Raw genomic sequence first — 15,376 nt, 5'->3', positions numbered from 1 at the left:
TCTCAAGCGGTGGTGTTGAGGAGGCTGGTGCCCAGCGGGGTTGTGGTGTGAAGGGCGGTGTTGTGGTGGCGGACGGTGGTGGTCAGCCCGGCGGTGCGTAGAACAGTCGCGTGCTGGCTGGCGCTGGCCGGGGAGATACCGGCATGGCGGGCGAGTTCGGTGGTGGTGCAGCCGGGATGATGGGCGATGGTCCACAGCACGATGGCCCGAGTGTGGCCGAGGAGCGTGGTCATGGAGTTGGGGACGGTGCTGAGGACCCGTGCGGTCTCCATAGGCGGCAGAGCGAGGTCTGTGTCGTCACGGCAGACGGGGTAGGTCAGATACGGCTGGGGTTCGGCGCTCACGCCCAGTACAGGGGATGCGACCCCGAAGACCGATGGAATCAGCAGTAGGCCACGGCCGGAGAGATGAATGTCGTCGTCCGCACCGTCGGCCATGGCGAGTTCCAGAACAGGCGGCTTCCACTTGATATGGCGGGGGTTGAGTCCGGACAGCAAGGTATGGAGTCCGCCATGGGCGGCCTGACGTCTACGCAGCGCTTGGTCTGCAGCGCTGAGGGCATCGATGCGCTGCTGGTAGGGAGCGATGACGTGCTGGTGCACGTGGGCTGCGACATCGGTCAACTCCAGCAGGACCTCTTTGTCACTGCCGAGTGACTGCGTCCAGGCCGGCACCGGACGCTGATGGTCGCGGCTGACCCAGACCTCCATGTCCTTCCGGACCCGGGCAGCAGGCATAGCCCGGATCTGATCCAGCACCTCTCCGATGTCCTCGGCCGCGGGGAGTCCGAGGAAGCCCACCGACCAGCCCGTTGACGGGATCAGATCGAACAACTGCTGCACCTTTGGGGACAGGCACCGCAACGATTCCCGCCTCCAGGGCCCGAACCGGGTCGGATGGCTGCGTTCCTGCAGTTGCCGCAGCGCGATGTTCAGCTCAAGAAATGGACGGGGTGCCTCCGCGAGACGGGTGCGGGCCATGTCCTCGGTGGTGAAGTGGATGCGTACCGGCATGGCACGGAGCATGTCCAGGATGTCGTTATTCGGGCTAGGTCAAATCACGTCGACGCTCGATCAGCCGCCCAGCCATCCTGGCCAACGTCCCATCCTGCAGTTCATCGCTGCGATCGCCTGACTTCGATCGACCTCTCCAGGGAGGCAAGATCATGAGGGCGGCGCTGCTTCGCAGGTCCTTCGCGGCCGCGAAGCGTGCACATCACTTCTGAGAGAGAATCCGGGGGTACAACCAGCATGGGTCGAACAATTCGTCTACTCACGACCGGGGCCGCCTTGGCATTGGCGGTGCAGCTGGCGCCTGCGGCAGTTGCCGCGCAAGCCGCGGAAGCCGTCGCCTGTGGCGTTTCCGGAACCAACCGTGACACCGGCCCTTACGGGCAGTACTTCTTGCGGGACGTCAGCCTTCGCAACGGTCCGGCCTGGGAATGCAGGGTCACCAACACCGCCAGCCCTGTCAACAAGGTCGACTACTTCTGTACGACCGACGGGTTTACGTACCTGCGTACGGCGTCGACGAAGTACGGCTGGGTTTACAACGGCTACCTGAAAGGCGGCGGTTCTACCATTCCTTGCTGATTGCACCAGCAAGTGAGCTGATCGTGCGGCGGCGGGCCGCCGACTGGCGGCCGATACGGACACCGAGCCCTGGCTCGGTGTCCGTATCGGCCGCGGACTCCTATCTCTGACCCACCGTGCAATGTGCCGCCGTACGTCCTTGCGGCTGACCCGTTCGCGGGGCATGGACCTACGACGCGGGGCCGGTCGGTCCGTCGGTGCGCCGACGCCTCCGTGCCGGAGAGGAGCTGGCGCTCATCCGGTGGGGCGGGGCCGGGCGGCCAGTGGGCGAGGACAAGGCTTGGTGGACGGAGCAGGACATCGACGGCGCGTTCATCGTTCCGGCCGATTACGTCGAGGTCCTGGAAGTCGTGGACGAGGTGTCGCCATTCGGTCCCTGCCGCGGGTCAGCCATCGGCTGGCGCTGGTTTCCTCGTCCAGCTGGGAGTGGCGCCTTTCCGGGCGAGGCGTCTGGTCATGAGGGTGATGGCGGCCCAGGTGATCAGGGTCTCGGAGTGCTGGATGAGCCGTTCGTAGTCCCGGGCGTGTCGGCGTGCGTGCATCATCCACGCGAGGCTGCGTTCGACGACCCAGCGGCGGGGCAGCACGACGAAGCCGGAGGCATCCTTGGGACGGCTGACCGGCTTGATCGTGAGGTTGAGGTGCTGTCTCGCCCAGTCCACGAGCTTCCCGGCGTAAGCGGAGTCGGCCCACACGATCGCGATCTCAGGGTGCATCAGCCGCAGCCGGAAGAGGACTTCCTTGGCCGCCGCGGCGTCATGCAGGTCGGCGGGAGAGACCATCACCATCAGAGGCAGGCCGCGGGTGTCGACGACCAGGTGACGCTTGCGGCCGTTGATCTTCTTACCCGCGTCGTAGCCGCGGGTGGCCTTGGAGACGGTTTCGGCGGCTTTCACGCTCTGGGAGTCGATGACGGTGGCGACCGCCCGGGGGCCTTTGCCCATGTCTCGGCGGATCCGGCCAGCGAGGTGGTCTCGGATCTGGCCGATGATCCCGGCAGCTGCCCATCGGGCCATGAACCCCCAGACCGCGCCAGGGCGGAAAATCCGCAGGGAGGGCCCGCCATTTACAGCCGGTATCCACGACATACCGAATGGCATCGACGATTTCACGGCGGGGATGCTTCTCCGGCCGGCCGCCCCTGCTGGTCTCGCAGGCCGGGGTGGGCAGCAGCCCTTCGAGCAGGGCGCATTCGGCGTTCATGGTGTCCGAGGGGTAGCGGCGTCGGCGCATGACGGTATCCTCGGCGGCCAGGGCTCCTCCAGCTTCCCGCCGGTCGGCGGGAAGCTGGAGGAGCCCTGGCCGGTCAGGCTGTGGCGATGAGGTCGAGGGTGGATTCGACGGAGTTGAGCTGGGCGATGATGTGTCTGACCCACTTGTCGCCCGGGTGGGCCGCGGCGTGCGGGGCGACGGTGCCGGTAATGAACCGGCGGCACTCGGTGAGCTTCTCGCTGATCACGGCCCGCTCATAGGCTTCCAGGGCGACTGGTGAAGAGGCAGTATTCCGACCCTGCGCTATTCCTCTGCGAGCCTACGAGTCGACTTCCGCCGGTGAAGGCTGCGATCACCTCGGTGTGGCCGGAGCCGCGCCCGGCGGCACCGGTTCGTGGGCCGACTCGATGTCGTAGGGAACCGCGTCGGCGAGTGCAGCCCGGTAGACGCCTTCCCGCTGCGGAAGGTACGGCGAGGAGTACCGCTCGAAGAGGGCGTCTGTGAGGACCCGATGCCCGGGCGGGCCGGCGGTGGTGAACATCCGCAGCTCGACCGGGACTTTCCGGTACTCATTCAGCCGCTCGCGCCACTGTCCGCCGCGCGCCGCGTTGCCCATGCGAAGCCGCACCCGCCGGACGACCTCCAAGCCAGCCGGCCCCAAGTCCGCGTAGTGGTTGAGCGCCGTCCACAGTGCGCCGACCGGCTGCCCGGCCAGGCACTGTTCCAGGTAGAACAAGCCGAGCTCGAGTTGGCAGAACTCCGCCGGCGACAGGTCACCCAGCCGCGCGTCCAGGCCGGTCTGCTGGAGGTCGGTGACCAGATCCTCATACCACTGCGAGCCCATCCTCACCATGGTGTGCCTCCAAGAGCCCGGGCGCGGGCCTTCGAGACGAAGTCGCCCTCGGAGATGATCCGGATGCCGTCGCTGCGGCCCTGCATCTCCCGCTTGAGATCGTCGACGTAGTGCTTCTGCCCGAGCCTGTGCTGGGGAAGGATCAAGAACCGGTGCCGTGCCCGCATGCGCTGGTCCCATTTGAACGAGCGCCCCAGCATCGTGGCGCTCGTGCAGTCCTTGGCGTCCCCGGCCCACCACTCGGACTGCTCTGGATCATCTGGCGCGGCCGGGTTGGGAAACTCCACGGCGACGTCGCAGGCATCCATGCCCGGCCACCTGTGAAGCCGGGCCCGACCTGCTGGCAGATGCCTGAGCGCGTCGAACAGGCGCTTTTCCACCAAGCCCGGGTCGTGCATGCAGATCCGCACGCCGCGGTGCTGCACGTAATAGCCCTCCAGCACCTTGAGCTGCCTGATTACTGGAACCCCGGTGCAGCCGGGTGTCCCGCACACCTCAACGCCCTCGTGTAGGGGGTTGCCGCAGTCGCTGCAAACCCAGCAGGAAGCAGGTCCGTCGGTCTTGCGGTACTGGTAGGCGGCGTCGAAGAAGCCCCGCACGTACAGGCGGCCGTGACGGTCCGCCTCCTTGAACCGCCCCGTGAGCTTGTTCAGGTCGAGGTCGGACACCACCGGGGTCTCGATCAGGAACAGCCGCAGCGCCACGTAGGCCTGCTGGACCTCCTTGTCTGTGCGGCCGTGCATCTCCGCTGCGGCTTGCAGCTTGGCGAACGTCTGGTTCTCCGCGAGCTCCGCCTCGGCATCCGATCTGGGTGCGAGCCGGGCTGCCTCATCCGCGAACGCCGACAACTCTTCGCCGTCGATCAACAGGCTTCCTGCGTCGCTGTCGGAGACACTCAGTCGCACAGGCCAGCACCCCAGCGGCCGTCGGCACCAGGCGAACACCTCCATGTCGCTGACCGGCGGATTGCTGCCCTGTTCCAGCGCACGCCACCACAACCGTGTCACGCCGATGCGCCACGCTTGCGGGAGCAAGCCGGTTGTGGGCTCCCTCCCTTCACGGACATGCTGGCGCTCCCACAGGATCCGCGCCAGGCCGGCTGCCAGCAGTTTCAACGTCATGTAGTCGTCGGCGATGTTGCTGTCGACCTCGGCCAGCCGATCGCGGGCTGCCTGTTGCACCGTCACTCACGCAATGTACACATGCGCTTACGAAAAGCAATATTTCTGCTGCCTCGCTCTCCTGGTCCTCGCCGCCGCCCTCGCCCTGGCCGCCGGCGACGATGATCCGGCCCTCCGTGTCGCGCTGGATGTGCACGCGCCGCTCATGGCGGCTCCGGGTGAGGGCACGGGAGGCGAGTTGCTCGACCAGCTGTTCGGAGTGTGAGCGCAGGCCCTGGAGCACCGCGACCAGGGGGCGGAAAGAGGCACTGGCGACCACGTCACTCGGGTCCTCACCGGGCTCGAGGAAGACCGGCACGATGATCCGCGCGACCTTGGTGGAGCCATCCGGGTTCGGCCTGAGCGCGCGGCCGATGTTCTGGACGATCTCGACCTGGGAGCCGCGGGTGTCGGCGAAGCAGACGGCCTCCACACCCCGTGTGCCGACGATGTCGATCCCCTGACCGAGCACGCGAACGCTGGCAAGGAAGGCCCGGTGTACCCGGCGGCCGGATGCGTCGATGCCGTTTGCGAACTGGCGGATGGCCTCGCGCCGTTCGGACACCAGGTGGTCGCCGCACAGCCACGCCGACCACACCCTCTCCGGGGGTACGTGACGGCCTGCCTCCAGTTCATACAGCTCCGAGTCGATCGACGACTCCGGCAGGTCCTCGGCCTCGGGCAGGGCCTGGTTGGATGCCTCGGTGGCATACAGCTCGGCTGCGGTCTCGGGAAGCTTCTCCGCGAACGCCGCCGCTTCCTCCACCCGCTGGTGGAACGTCATCACCGTCTTCAGGTTCCACCTCGCCGCGTGCTCCAGGAGAGCGGCCTGCAGCAGCGCCAGCCGACGCCCGCGCAGCGCCTCCTCCGACAGTCTCAGAATCGGCTCGGGGTCGCGGATCTCCAGGACGTCGATCTCAAAACCGGCGAGGATGTTCCGCTCGACCGCCTCCGCCAGCCCGAGCTCGAAAATCCGTTCGCCGTACGTACCGTTCGGATCAGAGGTCATCGACGCGATCTCCGGCTCCTGGCCGTCCTGGCCTTTCTGCGGCCGGGGGGAGGCGAGGATGCGGGGGGTGGCGGTCATGTAGAGGCGGAAGCTGGCGGGGATGCGGGCGTTGTCGTGGATCGCCGCCCAGGGGCGGGCGGCGTCCCCGGCGGTCATATGGGCCTCGTCAACCACCGCGAGGTCGAACGACGCCATCCGCTGTCCGTATAGCCGCTCTCCACCCGCCAGAGCGGCCTCCAGTGGCCCGCGGACGCGTCCCTGACCCGTCAGGTCCTCAGGATCCTCTCGGTCCACCAGAGAGGCATACGTGGCGAACACCACCACCGGTCCCGTTCCGGCCCACATCGCCAGCCGGATCGGATTCGTGGTCGCCCGGACCTCCAGACGCTCCAGGACCTCGTCCTTCTCCAGGGAACACACCGCGACCATGGGGCCGCGGTGGCCGACCCGGCGCCACGCCTGGGAGGACTGCACGAGCAGGTCGATGGTGTCCGCCATCACCAGGATCCGGCCGCCGGGGAAGCACTCCAGCGCGGTGATCGCGGCTGTGTAGGTCTTCCCGGACCCGGTGGCCGACACCACGGTGGCACGGGCTCCGCACTCCGGAATAGATGATCTTGCAGGGAATCCAACCCACTGTCGAATCCGGGATTTTGTCTCCACCTGATGTTTCCGGAGCCGGATACCTGGCATATGAAGAATCTTCCCTGGGATTCCTTCGACGAATTCAGCCGCTCACTCTAGCTGCCTCGGTGATCCAGTGTGCTGTCAGCCCACACTGGATCGAGTGTGGGACGCAGGTCGGCCAGAGCAGTAAGTGTGATCTGTGCAGGGCGGGATTGAAATCGATAACTCGATCCGGGGGATGTGCTGTCACCGGGGCATGAACTGGTCCAGCTCTCGCACCTTCACCCTCAACCTCTGTGTCTTCGGCTCGGCTGCCAGGGACGCCGGCGGGTGTGAGGAGACCTGCACATCCCGCAGGTGGCCGTCCTGGTCATGGTCGGGCGGTCTCCAGCGCACCTCTACCCCTGCGCGTTGAGCGAGGACCAGCAGTGTGGCGATGAATCCCTCCGACAGGGCCAGGATGACGGCGTGAGGCGTGCGTTGGTGGTACGTCAGAACAGCGCGGGCGAAGGCACCGAGCGCAACGGGGTCGATCTCGCACTCATCGTTGTCCATGGGCCCCAGACCTGACGGGAGGCCGAGTTCGGCCTCGAACACTGCGGTCTGCCACAGGAACAGTCGAGCCGCCCCGTTGGAGGGATTCCACAGCGACTCCTCGCCCATGGTGAAGTACTGGCTCATCGGCCCTCCATCTGCATGTTCCGCCCGGGCCATGGCCGTTGCCATCACCGAACACGGTTACGTCTTCCCATCGCCGGCATCACCGCAGCCCTCGTCACCTGCGTCAGGAGCTGTACCAGGACCTCACAAAGGGATCGGCCGATACGCCAGGGCCTGAGCGACTACTTCATCAGCCGAGAGCTCTCGGTCCGGCGGCGGCCAGAAGATCAAGCCGCTGACGTGCCCAGTCGGGCATACCAGGGCCTGGTCGAGCAAGTCCAGCCAGATGTCCACCTCGTCTTCGGAGTCGTAGTCCGCATCCATGATCCGCTGCACGAGCACAACCGCCTCGGCCCGGCTCATCTTCATGTCCCCCATCAAGTCCCTCCCGCCGAGGACACCGTAACGAAACCTGTGATCGGTCAGGGGACAGGTCCTGACGTCCGGGGCCTCCAGGCGGAGTTCGGCGACCGCAGCATCGACGTATGGGGCCGTACCCAGCCCGCGGTCCCCTCTGCTGCGGTCTCACCGCAGCAGAGACGGCCGCTCTGCGGGCGTAGGCCGACGATCTTGTTAGGCGCCTCATGGGGAGGCCATGGACGACTGAGCACGGTGATCGGGGAGACCTGGCGGGAATGCCCGCCAGCCCGGCCCGTTCCTCCCTGGCTGCTCGGCAGGCGGGTTCGCCGATTCCATACCACGAATGCGAGGCCGATGATGAACACGCCTTGGCCGCCCCGGCGTCCCGCGCGTCGCCCGCTCGCCCCGCGGCGTCGCCGCGCACCGCGAGCCGGTCGACCTCGCCCGCATCGGCCGCCGCGTGAAGGGCATGGACGCCGGCGCCGTCGCACGCGTTCTCGAGGACACCCGGTTCGATGCACCCCAGGACTCGCGGAGTGGAGACGCATCGCCCCGCTGCTCGCCGCCGCCGTGCCGGAGACAGCGGAGAGAGCCTCAGCCATCAGCGCACGCGCCCGGGCCGTACCTCCGTTGCCCTGAGGAAGTCCACGAAGGATGACCAGGCGGCTGGCCGAAGGGCCAGGCATCCGCGGTCCGGGTCTTTTGAGTCTCGGACGAGTACCAAGCCAGGCTGATTGTCGGCTACTTCGACGCAGGTGTCGGACTTTGTGTAGGAGCTGGTTCGCCACTTCGGTTTCGTTGTCAAGGTCGTAGTCTCCTAGTCGGTGGGCATCCGGTTATAGTGCTGAATTGCGGCGAGGATGAGGTCTCGGACTGCGGTTCCGTAGACGGCTGACTGTCTCAGGAGGGCGAACGCCTTGGCGTAGAGCTCGATCTCTCGGGGTTGGGAGACGGAGAACTCTGCTGAATAGGTCTCGACCTGGACCAGCCGGTCATCGAACATCGAGAACGAGTTGCCCGGCCATATGGAGGTGGGCGCGGACCTCGGGAGGATACCCAGGCTCAGCCGGGGGAGCCTGATGACGGCCAGGAGGCGGTCCAGCTGCCCCTTCATGATCTCAGGGCCTCCGAAGTTGGTGTAGAGCGCCTGCTCGCCGAGCAGCACGTTGAAGATCCGGTCGCCCCGGTAGAGGTATTGCTGACGTTCAAGCCGCTTGGCCGTGGCGGCTTCCGCATCGTCGGGGATCTCGTAGTAGCTGACGACCTGCTTGAAGGTCTCAGACGCGTACTCCGCCGTCTGAAGAGTCCCCCACACGACCGTAGGGTGCCAGATGCGGAAGACCTTGGTCTTAGCGTAGACATGAAGGCCCTGTTTCTGTCGCTGCTCTGCGCCGGTCTGGAGCAGGCGGCGCCACTCCAGCCACAGTTCATCGACGTGGCGGACGATGGCGATGAGGTCGCCTACGTGGTCGTTCTGGCCTGTTTTATCGCACCAGACGCGGATGTCTTCCTCGGTGGGGCGCTGTTTGCCATTCTCGATGCGGGAGACTTTTGACTCCTGCCAGGCGGTGGCACGCGCGAATGCCCGGCCGCTTGCGAATCCGGCATCCTTGCGGAAGCCGCGCAGCCGGGCACCCAGCGCTTGCAGTGCCTCTTCTACTTGCGTGCTCACGGGTGGGGTCAGGGCTTGTACTCGGCGTGGGGAATGGCGACGGCCCAGAGGAGGTCGCGCAGACGGACGCACTCGACCACGGAGGCGGGATCCTCAACGATCTCTGACCCGAGCACTCGCCCGTCGCGGTCGAAGTGGCCCACGGCAAGGAGCTGATCGTCGTACAGCCACCAGTCGTTCCCCTGCGCGGGGAAAGTAATACCTTCGGGCAGCTGGTGCCGCGGTAGCCATCGGATGTCCTCGCCGGCCTCGATGTTGAGGTGGGTCAGCGAGTGCTCCCATCCCACGTACTGGGAATGGGGCTCACTGACGACGCGGACTCGTCGGACGGTCTTCCCCTCGCCTGTAACACGCTTCATGAGGGTCATCCAGGGGGCGAGCCACGCGTAATCGTCCGGCTCGCCCCTCTTCCACCGGCTGTACGGCGTGTCCTCGATGGGAGATCCGTAGTCGTCCCGCAGCTCCAGGTGGAAGGCGTCGCGTTTGAAGCTGTTGAACAGCTCGTCACGCTGGGCGGACGTGATCAGGTCCACGGTGTTCCTCCAACAGGGCCATGATCGAGGACTTGGGGACCTCGATGCACGTCTCATAGTCGGGCATGCGCATCTGACTCAGGGCTTCGGGGTCATGCATTTCCGGGCCTTGCAAGATGCATGTGCCCTGTCCGGTGACGAGCATGATTGGAGCGGCGAAGGTCTTGATCTTGCCGCTTGGGTGTCCGTCCTTCGTCAGATGCTCGAACAGCTCGGGTGGCACCTCGATGATTGTCTGGCCTTCCGGCACGTCGAGCTGTGCGAGCAGGTCGTTGGCGTACACCTTCCAGCCTTGGACGACGTAGCTGTTCTGGTCGCTGGCGTACAGGGTGGGGCTGTCTCCGGGGGTGGAGTTCTTACCAAGGAACCGTAGTCGCATGGTTGCTCTCCCGTCCGCTGTCTTGCGCAGGTTTGCGCGGCATGACGATGCTCGATGAGGCGTTCGACCCCGTCAATCCATGTTCTGCAAACTCGCGCAAACTTCTTGGGGCTTGGCCGTACGCAGACCTACGTTCGTCTTCGTGTCCGAGTGAGGCCACGAAGAGTGACGAGGAGCCACGGATGGATACCCATCAGGTGAAGCGGACGGCATGCATGGTCACGAGGCGCGGTCTCGGACTCAGTCACGTGGCTGATCCCTTGTCGGGCCGCCGCGTCGTCAATCATGCCAACAACGCCTCAGCGATCGAGTGCGATGCCTGCCCGGGAATGCGTCGCGAGCGCGACCTGATGGAGACCAGCCCCCAGATCGCTGCGCCGGGCGAACCACTGGCTCCGGACGCTGCCTTCCGCGTTGGAGCAATGCACAGCCTCTGGGAGACCTGGTGACGACGACTTCTACGTGGCCGCCGAGAACCGGCGACAGGTCTGCCCTCGTGCACGCGTATGCGGAGGTTCTCGGCTGGTCCTTGCGCATCGGCACCGAGCTGACGCAGCCGGGCGAGGTGGACAACGCCTTCGCCCACGACTCCAGCGCTGTCTTGCTGGCCGCCTGCACTAAGTTCGACGCGGTTACCACCCCGCGCAAAGCCGCCACATCTGCGCTGGTCCAGCTCGATCGGAGGAGTACGGCCCTGCCATGCCTCTTGTGCGGCGAGACGGGCACGTTCCTGGTCGCACGCGGCAGCGGAGTACACGTCTCCGCACTCGCTGGCGTCCAGGTCATGGCTGGCGCCGACGCACGGATCACTCTGCCGCCAACGAGCGGGGTCCGCTGGGACACTCCGCCGTGGCACCTCACCGAACGAGCTCCGCTGAAGCTGCCCAGTGCGGTCGTCCTTCTCTCCTGTCTGGAAGAGGCGCTGCGTCTCTACCCGCCCCGCGAGACAGGCATCAGACCGTGATGGCGGTGGCTTCGGCGGTCAGCGTCCAGGAAGTCGGCAACTGACGGAGGGCTCTCCCCGGAGCAGGTCCATCGACGTCACTTCATGGCCGTGTCAACTGACCACCCCTGCGTCTGGTGGGGGAGGGCTGGCCGCCGCCCCTGCTCCAACTGCCAGGAAGGGAGGGGCGGCGGCCACACCAGGCGTGACACGAACCCACTACTCCCTCTTCGGCGCTTTCATCCCGTTCCCCTGCGGAGTCACAAGGCCGCCGAAGAGGGGCTCCACTCGCAAAGCACATTCCGAAGGGATTGAACATGCGTCGGGACCAGCACGTTTCCTCCGTCGGCGGGATGCTGCCGGACAACTCCAGTGCTGTCCTTCGGCGTCCACGACCGCGTCAGCACTTCGCGGGCACTGTGCGCGTGCCGTATATCGCTGCCTGGACGGGAGAAAATGCGCCCCCGGCTGCGATCACGACACGACACGGTCGCGACGGCACGCGGATCGGCTACGCGGACGAATACGGCATCGCCGACCGTCGCCGGGGCGTGCTGTGGATCAGGGTGCCGGTTAAGCACGGGGCTGGCGCGCCACTGCTCGGGCGTGTGCACGCCTTGCGCCAGCGGCAGGCGATGAATCACATGCTGTGTCAGTTCTGCGGCAGACCCACTGATGACCGGCCAGATGGGCGGTATCTCTTCTTGCTGCACGCGGCCAGCGGCAAGTCGATCGCAGATGGGGAGAGGACCGCCACGCCGCCTGTGTGTGATGGCTGTGCCGTTGAGGTGTGGGGCCGTCCTTCCGTGCGGAGGGAGTGTGCAGCGGTGTGGGTGGAGGAGGCCACAGCCTGGGGTGTGGCCGGGATTGTGTACGCGCCAGAAGCCCTCAGGCCGGTGCCCAACGGGGACGGTGAGCCGTTCACGCTCCTGCCGTACGACGACCCGCGGCTGCCTTGGACACTCGCCTGTCGCGAGGTTGTCGCGCTCCACGGCTGCGCGGCCGTGGACCTTGACGATCTGGCGGAGCACACCGCCGCCTGAGCCGCCTATCCCCGTGTCAGCGCACCAATACGTGTCGAAACCGGAAGGGTCATGGTGACCAGGCAACAGCGCCAATCGCCGGGCCGTTTGAGGCTGTCTGCTCGCGAGCGCGAAGCCCTCCAGCTCACAGCGAGCGGTATGACGCCGGCCGAAGCGGCCGCGCAGATGGGCGTGTGTACCTCCAGGGTGAACGACTGCCTGCGGTACGCCTCGGCCAAGCTCCACTCGCCCGAGCGGCCGGGTGCCGTACACCGGGCCTACCTGCTGGGGGAAATCCCCCCGCCTGAGCGCACAAACGACGGTGTGGACCTTGTGCTCAGTACGGGGCAGCGCGAAGTTCTCCGCGGCTTGGCGGGCGGCCAGGATCTGGGATGGATCGCTGCGAACAGCGGGGCGCATGTGGACGTCGTGCGTAGGGATATGCGTGCACTGATGGCGCTGATGGACGCCAGAACCACGATGCATCTTATTCGCCGTGGGTGGGAGCTCGGCCTGCTCGGACCGACACGGAAGGAATTGTCCAGTCCCTCGCCTGTCCGGAGTCCTGGGTGAACTCCGGACGGGACTTGCCGGTCAGTGACTCATGGGCAGTTCGCCATCGGCTCTCAGAGCCTCGCCTCAGCTGCTCATCCATCACGATCGCAGCCGGAGTCTCTTCGGCGACCGTCATTAAGTACGAGCCAGCGTCTTTTAGGAATTCAGCCATGACTGCCAAGTTGGAAGACCTTCCTCGTGTGCCGCGAGGGAAACGGCTTATGGGGAAGGATCGCGAAAGTTTCCGCGAGAGTGTTAGTAACGTCTATGAGAGTGACCCCGACGTGAGTATTCGGGATATAAAAGATGTCACAGGGCGCTCGTTCGGATTTATTCGCAAGATACTCATTGAAGCGGGTGTAGAGCTGCGCTCACGCGGCGGATCGAACCGCAAACCGGGAGCAATGCGATCATAAGGTCGCGTGCACTCCGTGCGCTCGAATGGCTGGCCTGGCGAGGGGAGATGGTGACGATTACTGCTCCGGTTGTGGTGCAGAGCCGAGTCGGTGTGCTCAACAAGGCTTGTGCGATTCTCGCTGTGCTGGAAGAGGAGCCGGCGTGTCTTGGCACGGTGATTTCAGAAACCGGCCTGAAGCGTCCCACGGTGCATCGACTCGTTCTCGCTATGGAGAAGCTGGGCCTGCTTGAGGCCGACCAACAGGGGCGGTTCATTGCCGGTCCGAGGCTGATCGGCCTGGCAATGGCGGCGCAACAGGCGGTCGCTGACCTTGAACTGCGGCAGGAACTCAGTGCACTGCGAGCCACAACCGGCGTACGGTCCGTCCGTCTTGAACGGCGTTGCGGCGATCAGCGGGTCTGCATCGCTGAGGACCATCGAAACAAGTCGTCGGCCAGTGGGCGCAATCGGTCCAGGGCGGTGGCGATGGGGGAAGACCCCGTCTCACGTGTCTTCCTCGCGTGGCAGGGGCTCAGCCAAAGCCACGCAGCGTGGACCGACGCCGCTGCGTGCTCCGGGACACGGTGCCGCGGCTGGGTGCAGGGTGCTACCGACGGGAGCCTGGTTCTGGCGGTGGCAGTGGGAGACGGCGATGGGGACTTGTCCGCTGTCCTGTCGCTGTCCAGCCCCATGCAGAGGACACGCCGCGAAGCCTCGTACGGCCGCGAGGTGATCACGGCCGCGATGGAGGCTGCGGCCCGCATCTCCAGGCGCCTCCGTGTCAAGGAGGCGACCGGTCTGGTCAAGGGGCTGGAGGACCGCGCCCGGGGAGTCGGACCACTGTCTGTCCAATAGACCCCGCTCGGGGCACCGGTCGACACCGGTCCCGGAGCCCCGAGCGGTATCAAAATCCCCCTCTCGCGGCAAATGCACTGAGTGTCAGCAAAGCAGTTACTCACCTCGCCAAATTCCCATCTCGCTCCCGTGGACCAACCTCGGATGGGATAGGGGGGGCGGTTTTCCATAGCAGGTCACTACGAAAGGTGTGGGATGAAGACACGAGGTCGGCCGGACGTACTGGACAACGTTCGGAGCCTTCTGGGAGGAAGAGGTGATGGATCGGACCGATCGCCCCTTCAACGCGATCTTGACCGACGAGCATTGCGGCCATGGTGGCCGTTGACGCGGTAGCCACCTGACCGAATGCCCCGTGCTGCCGCGAACCGGTACGGCCGGGCTGGGCGCTCGGTCCGTGGCAGCCCTCGGCGGCCGCTTCTTGGTGAGGCGAGAGGCGGCCGGGCTCAGCGTCCCTGCCGGCCGGCCACGGCCGCGACTGCACATCCCAGGAGAATCATGCTCACACCTCTCAGTCTCTCCGGTCTCGAGGAGGCGTACCTGTCCTTATTGAGGCTGGTATTCGAGGACCACGATCACCACATCTCTGCCCGTGGAAACGACGCCCATGAGGTGATCGGCGCGAGCTTCCGGTTGTCGGAGCCGCGCCGGCGACTGCCGTTCCTGGCAGCGCGTAAGGTGAACCCGGTCTTTCACTTCGCCGAAGCGCTCTGGTACCTGGCTGGCCGCAGGGACCTGGAGATGATCGGCTACTACGCGCCGTCCATGCGCTCCAGTTCCCGGGACGGCATCCATCTGGGTGGTTCCGCGTACGGTCACACGATCTTCAACCCGGCCGACGGCGACAGGCTGTCGCCCTTTGACCGTGTCCTGGAGCTGCTCCGCGGCGAGCGGGACAGTAAGCGGGGTTACATTCCCGTCTTCGCCGCTGACGAGCTCGCGGTCAGTGACAACCCGGATATGGCGTGCCTGGCCGGGCTGCACTTGATGGTGCGGGACGAGCGACTGCACATGGTCTGCTACATGCGGGCCAACGATCTCGACTGTGGTCTGCTCTCGGACGTCTTCAGTTTCACCATGCTGCAGGAGTTCGCGGCCGTCCAGCTCGGTCTTGAGCTGGGCTCCTACACCCACTTCATCGGCTCGGCCCACATCTGCGACCGCAACGCCGACCGTGTCCACCGAGTCCTTCTGGAAGCCGTCACCCGGTCCGCGCCGATCCAGTTCCCGTTCCCGGCGATGCCATCGAGCACCACCGAAGCGACTGTGGCGCGCGTCCTTGAGCACGAGGAGGCGCTGCGCACGAACAAGGCCCACTACAGTGCGGCACATATCGAGGCATCAGGTCTCGATCCATACTGGCAGCAGGCTCTGGCGCTGTTCGAGGTCTATCGGCAGATCCAGCACGACCACGCGGACACGGTGAACCCCGAGGTGCTCAATGCTCTGGATCCGGGCCTGCGGTGGCTCGTCGGCCACCGCTGGTCGGCCTGCGCTGCCGCCGTGGACGGGGGTGAGGTGTGAGCCGGAAGCCACGGAGCGGCGCC

16 protein-coding genes and 3 pseudogenes are annotated in these 15,376 nt (G+C 65.9%); 7 read left to right on the top strand and 12 right to left on the bottom strand.

The window, feature by feature from the left end; all coding sequences use genetic code 11:
* Nucleotides 1-2: 2 nt before the first annotated feature.
* Nucleotides 3-1,013 carry a winged helix-turn-helix domain-containing protein gene (locus ACMTAK_RS01005; protein ID WP_413804369.1) on the bottom strand — a complete coding sequence of 337 codons (1,011 nt, stop codon included), beginning with the start codon at nt 1,011-1,013 and terminating at the stop codon, nt 3-5.
* A gap of 276 nt (nt 1,014-1,289) precedes the next feature.
* Here ACMTAK_RS01005 and ACMTAK_RS01000 point away from each other — a divergent pair, with 276 nt between their 5' ends.
* Complete coding sequence (locus ACMTAK_RS01000; protein WP_413804368.1) at nt 1,290-1,592, top strand: SH3 domain-containing protein; 303 nt, start codon at nt 1,290-1,292, stop codon at nt 1,590-1,592.
* Between the two features lie 386 nt (nt 1,593-1,978).
* Here ACMTAK_RS01000 and ACMTAK_RS00995 read toward each other — a convergent pair.
* The 11 genes and pseudogenes from ACMTAK_RS00995 to ACMTAK_RS00945 all read right to left on the bottom strand — a co-directional run bounded on the left by ACMTAK_RS00995 (nt 1,979) and on the right by ACMTAK_RS00945 (nt 10,057).
* A pseudogene (locus ACMTAK_RS00995) lies at nt 1,979-2,825 on the bottom strand (IS5 family transposase).
* Between the two features lie 73 nt (nt 2,826-2,898).
* Nucleotides 2,899-3,078: pseudogene (locus tag ACMTAK_RS00990) on the bottom strand (RacP protein); the annotation flags it as partial.
* A gap of 78 nt (nt 3,079-3,156) precedes the next feature.
* The gene (locus ACMTAK_RS00985) at nt 3,157-3,648 is read right to left on the bottom strand and encodes a pPIWI_RE_Z domain-containing protein (protein ID WP_413804367.1); all 492 of its coding nucleotides are present in this window, start codon (nt 3,646-3,648) and stop codon (nt 3,157-3,159) included.
* A gap of 2 nt (nt 3,649-3,650) precedes the next feature.
* Entirely contained in the window at nt 3,651-4,844 is a 1,194-nt protein-coding gene (locus ACMTAK_RS00980) for a restriction endonuclease-related protein (protein WP_413804366.1), read from the bottom strand.
* A 28-nt stretch (nt 4,845-4,872) separates the two neighbouring features.
* Nucleotides 4,873-6,519 (bottom strand): annotated as a pseudogene (locus ACMTAK_RS00975) (DEAD/DEAH box helicase family protein); the annotation flags it as partial.
* Nucleotides 6,520-6,699: 180 nt separating this feature from the next.
* Nucleotides 6,700-7,134 carry a DUF6086 family protein gene (locus tag ACMTAK_RS00970; RefSeq protein ID WP_413804365.1) on the bottom strand — a complete coding sequence of 145 codons (435 nt, stop codon included), beginning with the start codon at nt 7,132-7,134 and terminating at the stop codon, nt 6,700-6,702.
* Between the two features lie 123 nt (nt 7,135-7,257).
* The gene (locus tag ACMTAK_RS00965; protein ID WP_413812761.1) at nt 7,258-7,482 is read right to left on the bottom strand and encodes an e9imm peptide; all 225 of its coding nucleotides are present in this window, start codon (nt 7,480-7,482) and stop codon (nt 7,258-7,260) included.
* 592 nt (nt 7,483-8,074) lie between these two features.
* Nucleotides 8,075-8,278 (bottom strand): DUF397 domain-containing protein, encoded by a 204-nt coding sequence (locus ACMTAK_RS00960; RefSeq protein WP_413804364.1) that lies wholly within the window; start codon nt 8,276-8,278, stop codon nt 8,075-8,077.
* A gap of 12 nt (nt 8,279-8,290) precedes the next feature.
* Nucleotides 8,291-9,145, bottom strand: coding sequence for a helix-turn-helix domain-containing protein (locus tag ACMTAK_RS00955; protein WP_413804363.1), 855 nt, complete (start codon nt 9,143-9,145; stop codon nt 8,291-8,293).
* An 8-nt stretch (nt 9,146-9,153) separates the two neighbouring features.
* Nucleotides 9,154-9,678, bottom strand: a complete 525-nt coding sequence (locus tag ACMTAK_RS00950) for a DUF6879 family protein (protein ID WP_413804362.1) — start codon at nt 9,676-9,678, stop codon at nt 9,154-9,156.
* Nucleotides 9,650-10,057 (bottom strand): hypothetical protein, encoded by a 408-nt coding sequence (locus ACMTAK_RS00945; RefSeq protein ID WP_413804361.1) that lies wholly within the window; start codon nt 10,055-10,057, stop codon nt 9,650-9,652. The genes ACMTAK_RS00950 and ACMTAK_RS00945 overlap by 29 nt, the downstream gene beginning before the upstream one ends.
* A gap of 182 nt (nt 10,058-10,239) precedes the next feature.
* Between ACMTAK_RS00945 and ACMTAK_RS00940 the strand changes: the two genes are divergently transcribed.
* The 6 genes from ACMTAK_RS00940 (at nt 10,240) to ACMTAK_RS00915 (ending at nt 15,353) form a co-directional block, all read left to right on the top strand.
* Entirely contained in the window at nt 10,240-10,506 is a 267-nt protein-coding gene (locus ACMTAK_RS00940; protein WP_413804360.1) for a hypothetical protein, read from the top strand.
* Between the two features lie 47 nt (nt 10,507-10,553).
* The gene (locus ACMTAK_RS00935) at nt 10,554-11,021 is read left to right on the top strand and encodes a hypothetical protein (RefSeq protein ID WP_413804359.1); all 468 of its coding nucleotides are present in this window, start codon (nt 10,554-10,556) and stop codon (nt 11,019-11,021) included.
* An 875-nt stretch (nt 11,022-11,896) separates the two neighbouring features.
* Complete coding sequence (locus ACMTAK_RS00930) at nt 11,897-12,043, top strand: hypothetical protein (protein ID WP_413804358.1); 147 nt, start codon at nt 11,897-11,899, stop codon at nt 12,041-12,043.
* A 704-nt stretch (nt 12,044-12,747) separates the two neighbouring features.
* On the top strand, nt 12,748-12,993 hold the full coding sequence (locus ACMTAK_RS00925; protein WP_413804357.1) for a helix-turn-helix domain-containing protein: 246 nt from the start codon (nt 12,748-12,750) through the stop codon (nt 12,991-12,993).
* 47 nt (nt 12,994-13,040) lie between these two features.
* Complete coding sequence (locus tag ACMTAK_RS00920) at nt 13,041-13,829, top strand: helix-turn-helix domain-containing protein (RefSeq protein ID WP_413804356.1); 789 nt, start codon at nt 13,041-13,043, stop codon at nt 13,827-13,829.
* A gap of 498 nt (nt 13,830-14,327) precedes the next feature.
* Nucleotides 14,328-15,353, top strand: coding sequence for a thymidylate synthase (locus ACMTAK_RS00915; protein WP_413804355.1), 1,026 nt, complete (start codon nt 14,328-14,330; stop codon nt 15,351-15,353).
* Nucleotides 15,354-15,376: the final 23 nt, after the last annotated feature.

Source organism: Streptomyces lacaronensis, from assembly GCF_047337785.1.
Taxonomy (GTDB): Bacteria; Actinomycetota; Actinomycetes; order Streptomycetales; family Streptomycetaceae; genus Streptomyces; species Streptomyces lycopersici.
This window is presented reverse-complemented; position numbering and strand designations above follow the sequence as displayed.

Bases quoted from the DNA above. Each gene is read 5' to 3' on its own strand.
- ACMTAK_RS01005 (WP_413804369.1), bottom strand. From the start codon at position 1,013: ATGCCGGTACGCATCCACTTCACCACCGAGGACATGGCCCGCACCCGT.
- ACMTAK_RS00985 (WP_413804367.1), bottom strand. From the start codon at position 3,648: ATGGGCTCGCAGTGGTATGAGGATCTGGTCACCGACCTCCAGCAGACC.
- ACMTAK_RS00970 (WP_413804365.1), bottom strand. From the start codon at position 7,134: ATGAGCCAGTACTTCACCATGGGCGAGGAGTCGCTGTGGAATCCCTCC.
- ACMTAK_RS00965 (WP_413812761.1), bottom strand. From the start codon at position 7,482: ATGAAGATGAGCCGGGCCGAGGCGGTTGTGCTCGTGCAGCGGATCATG.
- ACMTAK_RS00945 (WP_413804361.1), bottom strand. From the start codon at position 10,057: ATGCGACTACGGTTCCTTGGTAAGAACTCCACCCCCGGAGACAGCCCC.
- ACMTAK_RS00940 (WP_413804360.1), top strand. From the start codon at position 10,240: ATGGATACCCATCAGGTGAAGCGGACGGCATGCATGGTCACGAGGCGC.
- ACMTAK_RS00925 (WP_413804357.1), top strand. From the start codon at position 12,748: ATGACTGCCAAGTTGGAAGACCTTCCTCGTGTGCCGCGAGGGAAACGG.
- ACMTAK_RS00920 (WP_413804356.1), top strand. From the start codon at position 13,041: ATGGTGACGATTACTGCTCCGGTTGTGGTGCAGAGCCGAGTCGGTGTG.
- ACMTAK_RS00915 (WP_413804355.1), top strand. From the start codon at position 14,328: ATGCTCACACCTCTCAGTCTCTCCGGTCTCGAGGAGGCGTACCTGTCC.